This window comes from Eubacterium sp. CAG:161 (assembly GCF_000432355.1).
Classification (GTDB): domain Bacteria; phylum Bacillota; class Clostridia; order Lachnospirales; family Lachnospiraceae; genus Eubacterium_G; species Eubacterium_G segne.
The window spans coordinates 1-10,197 of sequence record NZ_HF991841.1; the positions used below are offsets into that span (position 1 = coordinate 1).

Consider the following 10,197-nt stretch of genomic DNA (forward strand, 5'->3'; position numbering starts at 1 on the left):
CATTTATTAGATTTATCAGAGAAGAAAAAGTATAAGATTACAGCTACTATTATGGTAATAGCATTCGTAATCGTATATTGTTTGTTTTTGTTTACTAACCATAAAATATATGCGGTTTGTATTGCGGAAAGTGTGGTGCTAACTGCCTGTTTACAAGTTCCTTGTGTGTTGGGAAGAATAAAGTTGGCAGTTAAGCAAGCAAGAAGATAATGCTACATTAAACAAAACAGTGATGAGCATGATAAGAACCTTTGTGAATTGGAAATGAACTTATGCAACAAAGGTTCTTTTCATTTATGAGAGAATATGGAAGTGAAGTATATAAAAAACAACCAAAAATAAGTAAAAAACGTCGTTTGAGGTAAAAGGGATTGTAATATGAAATATCTTAATATACTAAAAATAATTATTTATGTTACCAATAAAGTACGTTAATTATATGATATCAGAGAAAGATACATAAATATTTAAGCTGAAAATAAACACCACTTCATATAGAAAAAGAAAGGGGTAAATATATAGTTAATAGAACAATGAGAGAAATAAAATTTATATATTTTGATGGCGAAAAAAGTTATCTAACCTGGTGTAAATTTGGATATATTGTCGCTGCATTAAAAAAAATTAAAAATACAAGGGTAGAAGTAATAGATATTAATTACTCAAATATAAAAGAAAAATGTACAAATATAAATGCTGGTGGATCTAGTATTATCTTTATGGCGGTTAAATATGGTACATATGCTATAGCGCAAGAAATGTTGGAATTATTAGATAATAGTCATCATATATCATGGTGTCACACATTACCTACTGAGTATCCACAGAAAGTATTGGAAGAAAATAAAAAAATAGATAGTGTAATCGTAGGTGAAGAAGATTATTCTGTTATTGAGTTATGTGAAAGAATAAATAGTAATGAAACATTGGAAGGGTGTAAAGGAGTAGTTTATAAAGAAAATGGAAAAGTTATACATAATGGAAGTAGAGAGTTGATTAAAAACATAGATATACTTCCTTTTCCAGATAGAGCAAGTTTTCCACATGATAAAAGATTTTTTCACGTGTTGGGATCTAGAGGATGTATGGGAAATTGTTCATTCTGTAATATGAATTCAAAATATAAATCAGAAAAGGGACAAAGATTTAGAACAATAGAATCAGTAATGGCGGAAATAGATATTCTAGTAGAAAAATATAATTGCAAGTATATCGGATTTTCAGATTCTACTTTTTGCGCTAGCAAAAAACAAAAATGCGATATTAGTAGATTGACGGAGTTATATACAGCTTTAAAGAAAAGAACGTATAAAATTAAATTCTTTATTAACTTAAGATCAGAACAAATTGATGAAGAATCAATTAAGTGTATAGATAAATTGAATGATGTTGGTTTGTGTAATGTATTTGTTGGGTTAGAAAGTTGGCTGGAAAAAGATCTTCGGTTATATAACAAAATTGCAAAAAAAGAAGATAATGTGAGAGCTGTTAATATTATTAATGATTATTGTAAAAAAAGAAACAAGAAAAACATACTAAATTTTGAATATGGATTTATAAATTTTAACCCATATTCAACCATTGAAGGCGTAAAAGAAAACATAACACTATTGAAGAAATTTGGAATAAATATTACTCCTAAAATTCTTTTAAGCCGAGTTGCGTTATACCATAACACTGGTATTGTTCAAGAAGCATCAAAAACAGGAATTGAATTAGAATCTGTAAATTTATATAAAAAAGAAATTGGATATAAGTTTTGTGATAAGAAAGTAGAACAGTTATATTCAATACTGGAATACCAAGTAAAGATGTTAGAAGTTTTTAATGATGAAAATTTTCCGATTTTATACAATATTTACCTTGAAACTTATGGGATAGATGAGACAGCCGATAAAGTAATGGATGCGTTTAATCGGTTTTATAATATGCAATCACAATATTTGTTACACGTTTTTTTCAGTGATTTGGGTGAAAAAATATATGAAAATGCAATTGATATAGACGATGTGAAGAAGGCGCGGCAGGAGTATGAAAAATTAATGATGAAAATTATAGTAAGGTTAAAAAGGGCGAATGAACTCATATATTATTAATAAGAAGGAAAAGATAGTATTATTTTTTGATGTTGATGGAACATTAGTGGGAGATGAAAATATTGAGTATTGTATATTGAATGAATACAGAAAAAAAGGAGTTAGCATTGGAATAGCAACGGGAAGAAGTCCTCTTAGAGCCAAAGAAATATTGAAAAATGAATGTTTTAATTATTATTCAATTTTGTGTGATGGTCAGATTTTGAAAAAAAAAGATATATATTATACGGTGAAGACTTTTTCAAAAAATGAATATATAGAGATGAAAGAATTTCTTAAATATAATACATTGTTTAGTGAAGAGTATGAAAATGGAATGATCTTTAACTCTAATAAAGCATATCGATTTTTTAAACTATCTAAGCTTTATAGCGAAATAACAGTTTTAGAGAATGAGAACGAAAGCATTTTAGATGTTCCGTTAATAGTGTGGGCAATATCGAAAGAGAAAAGGGATTCAGATAACTTATGCAATAAGATTAATATGTTATATCCGTTTGCAAATGCAACTATATATGGAAATTATTGGATTAAAATTGTACCTAAAGATATAGATAAAAGCTACGGGCTTCAACAGATTAATAAGTTGGATGTTAATAAAAAGGATATATATTATATAGCAGATGGCGTAAACGATATAGATATGATGAAAAATGTAACGCACAAAATTGCTGTAAAAAATGCGGATACAGAGTTGATAAAGCAATCTGGTTGTAGGCAACTAGATAAAAACTTACAAGATTATTTAAAAGAGGAGTTACTAAAGGAAATAGATGGATAATGATTTAAAAGAATATATGTTATATGAAGAGGAGTACCGGCATTTCTTAAAAAAATATCCAGATTATACCGAGGATGAAAATTCAATTAATATGAAATTTGACTATACGGTCCCTAAGGAATACTGTGAATCAATATCAAATAAATATGAAATTATGAAAAGAATAATTCGTGTGGAAGATGAAATACGAAAAATAAAGAAAGCAATGCTTTGGGTAAGTGTGAAAGTGGTTCTATCAAATAATGATAGTGAGAAAATAGTTAAACAAAGTAATATTTTAGAGATTATGGATGAAATTAATAGAGAAAAAAAGCGTACAAACTGTCTGAAAAATGCAAGGGTCATGACACAATTATTGTTATGCTCGGGTTTTAAGGCAAGAACAATAATATGTTTACCAATAGGTACTTTTCCCTATGATAATCACTGTCTTACAGAAGTTTATATAAATACATATGGAAAGTGGATTGCAATAGATCCGACTTATAATTTGTTTTTTTGTGACGACAATGGGGATTATATGTCAATTAAAAATATAAGGGATGCAATAGTACATAACAAAAAAATAAATCCAGTCTTTAATAAAATGTACGGTATTAGCAATAAAAATTCAATTCAGAATGTTTATTTAAAATATATGACAAAAAATCTTTTTAGATTTAGAACATATAAAGAGCAATTTGATTGGAATTCAAAAAGTGATGTAATGTATGAATTGGTGCCTCGAAATTATACCTTGAATAATTATTGTATTCAAGAAAGCAAATACAAAATAATTTTTACGACAAATGAAAAAAAGTTTTGGAGGGGATAAAATGTACAAAAAATCAAAATACACAAGTTATAGATTTAGTAATAAAGATCAGTCTTTGCTTATTTATAATTCAATAGTAGGAACAAGTTCATTAATTTGTATTGAAAAAGGAAATCAGGTTTATCAGGAATTGGAAAGTGGAGTGATAAATGAAAAAGGTCAATGGTTTAATATTTTGAAAGATAAAGGAATTATTGTTGAAAAGGAGACAGATGAATCAGACATTATTAAAGATAAGATGTGTGATGAAATATATGAAAAGGTTCTCAGATTGACGATTATGCCAACGGAAGACTGCAACTTTCGATGCAAATATTGCTACGAGGAACATAAGAAAGGAAGAATGTCAAAAGAATTACAGCAAGCTATTGTTAAATATGTTAGAAAAAATATTTTTAATTTTAGTAGAGTGGAAGTGAGTTGGTTTGGGGGAGAACCTTTGGAAGAAATTGAAATTATTGAGAATCTTTCATCACAAATAATAAATATATGTAAGAAAGCAAAAAGAGAATATAGGGCAGGTATTACAACTAATGGATATGATCTTGATTATCATAATTTTTGCAGATTATTAAGATGTAAGATTTATGATTATCAGATAACGATTGATGGGATAAAGAAAGTTCATGATGAACTCCGTGTTTTAAAAAATGGCGAAGGAACATATGAAAGGATAATGTTAAATTTAGAGCAAATAAAATCTAAATGCAATAAAAGATATTTTACCATAGCAATAAGAACTAACTTAACAAATTCATCAATAAAATATTTAGATAAATTCATACATGAATATAATATACGATTTAAGGGAGATACAAGGTTTAAGTTGTTTCCACATTTTGTAGAAAAATGGAATGAGGATAGATTTGACAGTTCTATAGAAGGTGAACTTATTGAAAACAATAAGCGCAATGATATATATGAAATATTGAATGAAAGTGATATTGAAAACTTAGATATATACTTAAATTTTTTAGACTCGTCTGGATTGTGTCCCGCTGGAAGAAAATATTCATATGTGATTGGAGTTGATGGGATTATATATAAATGTACAGAGGATTTTGAATTTGCAGATAATAAAATTGGTATAATGTTATCAAATGGAGAAATGAAAATAGATAATATTAAACATAGAAAATGGTATATGCATAAAGTTAATAGTTCTTGCCTAAAATGTAATAATTTGGGAAAGTGTCAGTCGAGAGAGTGCCCTAAAGCTAACATTATTACAAATAGTGTAAATTGCCCATATGACAAAGGGAAAGATATTATATTTGATATGATTGACAGAAGACATTTTTTGATTTTAAAGGAGAAAAACAATGGATAAAATAAAAAATGATGTTATAGAAGTATTAAATGAATTAGGAATTGAAACAGAAGATATCGGCGAAAATGATGTTGACTTAACAGAATTTATAGTAGAATCCATAATGTTTATAAGTTTTATTGTTGAATTAGAGGACAAGTTAGGAATAGAAATTCCTGAGGAATTACTCGATATAAATAGTATCAAATCGTTAAACACATTTTCAACTATATTAGAGGAACTTCTTAAATAGAAATTGGTTATAATTATTCTTTATTACATAGAATAATATAATAATATTTGAAAGGAGAAAATGATATGAAAAAGACACTTAAAAAACCTGAACTTCAGGTAAAAAAGAATGTAGAACTTTATCATGCAGAAGGAAACAACTGTAAATGTACAAGCAAATAAGGTTCTAAATTAAACTGGTCTAAAATCATATCAAGTATAATATAATTGCTATTTGGTATGATTTTAGGCTAAAAAGGAAGGAAAAAATGAATATCGCAATAATTGATAGTGGAACTAAAGATTATGAAAATATAACAAAGGGTTATAATTTTAGAGTGAAAGGTGATAATGAAATTATAATTGAAAATAATTTTCATGATACATATGGACATGGTACGGCTGTTTATTCAATAATAAAGAAAAATAATGAAGAATGTAATTATTATATTTTTAAAGTAATAGACCAAAATGATACGATTGATGAAAAAATTATTTGTACTGCGTTGGAGTATATATTTAATAATTTAGATATAGATATTATTAATATGAGTTTAGGCACAGTTAGTCTTAGCGATGACAGAATGTATAATATATGTAAAAGGTTATACGATAAAGGGGTAATTTTGGTTTCAGCTTTTGATAATGAAGGGGCAATTTCATATCCTGCGGCATTTGATTGTGTAATTGGAGTTGATGGGAGTGATCTGTGCAGAAAAGTAGATGATTTTATCTTTTATGAGGATAAAATATTAAATGTAGCAGCTAAAGGTGGAATGCAGAGAGTTAAATGGTGCGAACCAGATAATATAATAGTAAAGGGTAGTAGTTTTGCATGTGCTCATGCTACTAATAAAATTGTAAATATATATAAAAATGGTATTAAATCATTCGAGGAAATTTTAGAATACTTTAAATCGATTGCAATACAAATAATAGCATATGAAGAAAAAGAAGAAAAAGTTTTTGAGTATAAAATAGACCGGGCAGTAATTTTCCCATTTAACAAAGAAATGCACAATTTTGTTCGGTATCCAGAATTATTGGATTTTAAAGTTATGGAAGTATATGATACAAAGTATTCTTCAAATGTTGGAAGAAAAACGACAGATGTAATGATTGATAAATCAGTTAAAGAATATTGTATTAAAAACATTGATGATATTAAATGGGATTTATTTGATACGCTTGTTATTGGTCACACAGAGAAACTATTGTCTTATATAGGTAAAGAAAACATAGTTGATTCATTAATCAAAGAAGCGATTAATAGAGGTAAAAATATATATAGTTTTGATAGGATTGATAAGGCGGAGTATAAAAATGACAATATATATTTTCCAGCGGTAATTGATAAATATCTCCCACCACTTAGAGAAGGAAAACTATTCTATATTAATAAACCGGTTCTTGGAATTTTTGGAACAAGTTCTAAACAGGGGAAGTTTACATTGCAATTAGAATTGCGAAAACGGCTAATAGATGAAGGATATCAAGTAGGACAATTAGGCACTGAACCAAATGCATTGTTATTTGGGTTAGATTGTGTTTATCCTGTTGGATATAATAGGATGGTTTGTTTGGATGAAGAGGAACAAATAAGATATTTAAACTATAAAATGAATGAAATAGCTGATGGAAATGATCTTATTATTGTTGGGTCACAATCGGGAACTGTGCCATATGAATATAAAAACACATCATATTATACATATGAACAGGTAAATTTTTTGATGGCTACAAATCCGGATGCAGTGGTTTTATGTATAAATTATTATGACGAAATAAATTATATTAGGAGGAGTATCAATGTTATAGAGCAACTAGGAGAATGTAAAGTTTTAGGATTGGTAGTGTTTCCGATGATACCAGAACAAACTTGGAAGGGAATGTATGGGAAAAGGAGAAAGATAAGAGGAACCGAAGCAGAAGAAATAAAAACTATGATAATACGAAGTACTGGAAAAAATGCATATATTTTGGGTGATAGTAATGATATGAAAGAGTTAATGAATAAAATAATAGGTTTTTTTTCATGAGAAATAAGGAGAGATAATGAAATTAAGAGATATTTTAGAACATACAAAGTATTTATATAAAAAAATATTTAATTGGTTTCCATATGCAAAAGTGTTTTTTCCCATGACTATTATATTAGGTGTATTTTTGCCATTTTTTTCATCTGCTATACCTTCAATTATTGTTCAGATGTTAACTATACATATAGAAATTCGCATTTTTATTGCAATATTAGTTGGAGTCATTTTTACAGAATTTATACTGAAAGTAATTAGTGATTTATCAGAAAAGTGGTTGGAAAGATATATATTATGGAGTCGGAATGATAAGTTTACAGAACTGTTATTACATTCCATAATGAATATGGATTATGAAGAATTAGAAGCAAACAGATTACAGGTTACAATAAAAAATGCAAGAGAGTCAATTTCTAGTAATGAGGTTGGTGTCGAATTGATGATAAGGAGTGTTCCTAGCTTATTATGTGGATTGCTAGGATTAATATTATATGCGACTTTGCTTTTTCAGTTAGATATTAGTATCATCATAATTATTTTTTTGATGTGCGGTTTTAATATTTTTTTGAATAACAGGGCAAGAAAATTTTTAGAAATGCATAAGAATACTAATTCTAACATAGAAAGAGAAATAGACTATTTATATAGTAGGACTACGGAATATAAATATGCAAAAGAAATAGTAGTGTTCCAGCTAAGCAAATGGTTTCAAAAAAAATTTGAGGCAGTATATTTAAGAAAAAAAAATTATGAAAAAAAAATAGAAGCATCGTGGATAAAAATAGACATATCAGACGCTGTATTTGTTGCAATAAGAGATGGCGTAGCTTACTATTTGTTGATTTCACAAGTATTGAATGGAACAATGTCACTTGCTGTGTTTACCTTTTATTTGGGGATTGTTTCAGGGTTTTCAAATTGGGTATACCGAGTGATTAACGATACATCCAACCTTATTAGAGCAGATATATATGTTCGGGATTATATAAAGATTGTTGAGCAAAAAGATAATGAAAGCGCAGAAAGTATATATGAGTTGCACAGATCCATTCAGGAAAAAGGAGTGAATATAGAATTTAAAAATGTAAGCTATAAAGCACAAAATGGACAGAAGATATTATCTAATTTAAATTTCCACATTAATGCTAATGAAAAAATAGCAATCGTAGGAAGGAATGGAGCAGGAAAAACAACGTTAGTTAAACTATTATGTAGATTGTATTCGCCCACGGAGGGTACTATCTTAATCAATGGGTTTGATATTTGCAGATATAATAAAGAAGAATACTATAAACTTATTACTGCCGTTTTTCAGGATATCAATGTAATTGCTTTTACTGTAAAAGAAAATATTATTGGTTCAGCTGACTATGATGAAAATAGATTTGTTAAAAGTGCTAAGGAAGCAAATTTTTATGAGAAAATTCAATCGTTAAATAATAAAGAAAATAGTATATTAACTAAAATTATTGATAAGGAAGGTGTAGAGTTATCAGGTGGGGAAAAACAGCGATTGATGATGGCAAGAGCAATCTACAAGGAAGGAAGTTTGATAATATTAGATGAACCGACAGCTGCGCTTGATCCCATAGCGGAGAGTGAATTATATCAAGAGTACAATGAAATAGCTGAAAACAGAACGGCAATTTTTATTTCACATAGATTAGCGACAACAAAATTTTGTAGCAAAATTATCTTAATGGAAAAAGGAAAAATCGCGGATATTGGTTCTCATGATGATTTGATGGAGAATAATGAAATATACAGAGAAATGTATATTAATCAAAGTAAGCATTATAAAGAAACAAGCGCTGTGTAGGAGGTGTGTATGTTAAAAAAATACAATATAGGAAAAATAGTAAAGTTTTCTTATAATATTTCAAAAAAATTTTTTTATTTATCAATAATGAATGCTTTGATAGAAACAACATTGATGTATATAAATTTATTTTATGGAGCAGAGATTCTTGATAATCTTGCAGAAAAAAAGAATTTTAATGATATTACAACGCTTGTTTCTATGATGATTATATTTAATCTGATATTAACATTATGTAGAGCAGTTATTGGAAAAGTAAAAAATATTTCCGGAAAATTAATGGACTACAAATTAAAAGAGATGGTAGGTATGAAAACTACGACTCTTAAATATGATTACATAGAAAGCAATGAAGTGAGAGAAATGCTTGTTTCTGCGAATAAAGGAGTTCAAACAAGTGGGGGAATACAGTTTTTAAGTGAAGATTTCAGCATGCTACTCAAAGAGATTGTTACGTTAGTGTATTCGTTTATATTATGTGTTCAACTATTTTATAAGCATAAAGCGAATATTAGTGGATTCTTAGAAAAAATTATGAATTCTAGTTGGAGTATAGTTATTATATTTGGTTCGATTGGAATATTAATATACTTGACTTTTAGAAATACAAAAAAGCTATCTAGAATTTTAGACAAAGCCTTTCAAGACAATGTGAAAAATAATACTTTATTCAGCTACTATACAGACTTTATGAACGAGTATAAATTCGGAAAAGATATTAGATTATTTCAATTAGGTAAGTTAATAGATAAGAGGTTATTAGAATGCGATAAAAATATTGAGATGAATCAAAGAAAGCAAGTAAAGGCAACATTAATAAATAGTTATATTAACCGTGTTTATGAATTCTTTGTTGAAATAATTATTTATGCTTTCATAGGATTCAAGGCATTTTTAGGAATTATAACATTAGGCGAATTAACATTATATATAGGAGCATTCAAAAATGGAATTAATGCAGTTATGAATATAACAAGATTATATGCATGGATACCTATAAAATGTCAATATATGTCCTATTTTGTAAAGTATATTGAAAAAGGTGATGAACTTATTCAGAAAGATGAAGGAAAAAGTATTGAGAAGATTAAGAACATTGAATTTAGACATG

General features: G+C 27.8%; 9 protein-coding genes. All 9 read left to right on the forward strand.

Going from position 1 to position 10,197, the window contains the following annotated elements:
• A partial coding sequence (locus Q5O30_RS01075) for an accessory gene regulator B family protein (protein WP_370553095.1) occupies positions 1-210 on the forward strand: 210 nt, incomplete at its 5' end.
• Positions 211-533: 323 nt separating this feature from the next.
• Positions 534-2,096 (forward strand): radical SAM protein, encoded by a 1,563-nt coding sequence (locus tag Q5O30_RS01080; protein WP_021951922.1) that lies wholly within the window; start codon positions 534-536, stop codon positions 2,094-2,096.
• Complete coding sequence (locus Q5O30_RS01085) at positions 2,077-2,877, forward strand: HAD-IIB family hydrolase (RefSeq protein WP_021951923.1); 801 nt, start codon at positions 2,077-2,079, stop codon at positions 2,875-2,877. The genes Q5O30_RS01080 and Q5O30_RS01085 overlap by 20 nt, the downstream gene beginning before the upstream one ends.
• On the forward strand, positions 2,870-3,691 hold the full coding sequence (locus tag Q5O30_RS01090; RefSeq protein ID WP_021951924.1) for a transglutaminase domain-containing protein: 822 nt from the start codon (positions 2,870-2,872) through the stop codon (positions 3,689-3,691). Before Q5O30_RS01085 ends, Q5O30_RS01090 begins: the two co-directional genes overlap by 8 nt.
• A 1-nt stretch (position 3,692) precedes the next feature.
• The gene (locus Q5O30_RS01095) at positions 3,693-5,021 is read left to right on the forward strand and encodes a radical SAM protein (RefSeq protein WP_021951925.1); all 1,329 of its coding nucleotides are present in this window, start codon (positions 3,693-3,695) and stop codon (positions 5,019-5,021) included.
• A complete protein-coding gene (locus tag Q5O30_RS01100; protein ID WP_021951926.1) occupies positions 5,014-5,253 on the forward strand; it encodes an acyl carrier protein in 240 nt (79 codons plus the stop codon). Before Q5O30_RS01095 ends, Q5O30_RS01100 begins: the two co-directional genes overlap by 8 nt.
• A 247-nt stretch (positions 5,254-5,500) precedes the next feature.
• Positions 5,501-7,270 (forward strand): S8 family serine peptidase, encoded by a 1,770-nt coding sequence (locus tag Q5O30_RS01105; RefSeq protein ID WP_021951928.1) that lies wholly within the window; start codon positions 5,501-5,503, stop codon positions 7,268-7,270.
• Between the two features lie 16 nt (positions 7,271-7,286).
• Positions 7,287-9,086 (forward strand): ABC transporter ATP-binding protein, encoded by a 1,800-nt coding sequence (locus Q5O30_RS01110; protein ID WP_021951929.1) that lies wholly within the window; start codon positions 7,287-7,289, stop codon positions 9,084-9,086.
• Between the two features lie 9 nt (positions 9,087-9,095).
• On the forward strand, positions 9,096-10,197 hold a 1,102-nt coding region (locus Q5O30_RS01115), incomplete at its 3' end, for a hypothetical protein (protein ID WP_302674497.1).

Bases quoted from the DNA above. Each gene is read 5' to 3' on its own strand.
- Q5O30_RS01080 (WP_021951922.1), top strand. From the start codon at position 534: ATGAGAGAAATAAAATTTATATATTTTGATGGCGAAAAAAGTTATCTA.
- Q5O30_RS01085 (WP_021951923.1), top strand. From the start codon at position 2,077: ATGAACTCATATATTATTAATAAGAAGGAAAAGATAGTATTATTTTTT.
- Q5O30_RS01090 (WP_021951924.1), top strand. From the start codon at position 2,870: ATGGATAATGATTTAAAAGAATATATGTTATATGAAGAGGAGTACCGG.
- Q5O30_RS01095 (WP_021951925.1), top strand. From the start codon at position 3,693: ATGTACAAAAAATCAAAATACACAAGTTATAGATTTAGTAATAAAGAT.
- Q5O30_RS01100 (WP_021951926.1), top strand. From the start codon at position 5,014: ATGGATAAAATAAAAAATGATGTTATAGAAGTATTAAATGAATTAGGA.
- Q5O30_RS01105 (WP_021951928.1), top strand. From the start codon at position 5,501: ATGAATATCGCAATAATTGATAGTGGAACTAAAGATTATGAAAATATA.
- Q5O30_RS01110 (WP_021951929.1), top strand. From the start codon at position 7,287: ATGAAATTAAGAGATATTTTAGAACATACAAAGTATTTATATAAAAAA.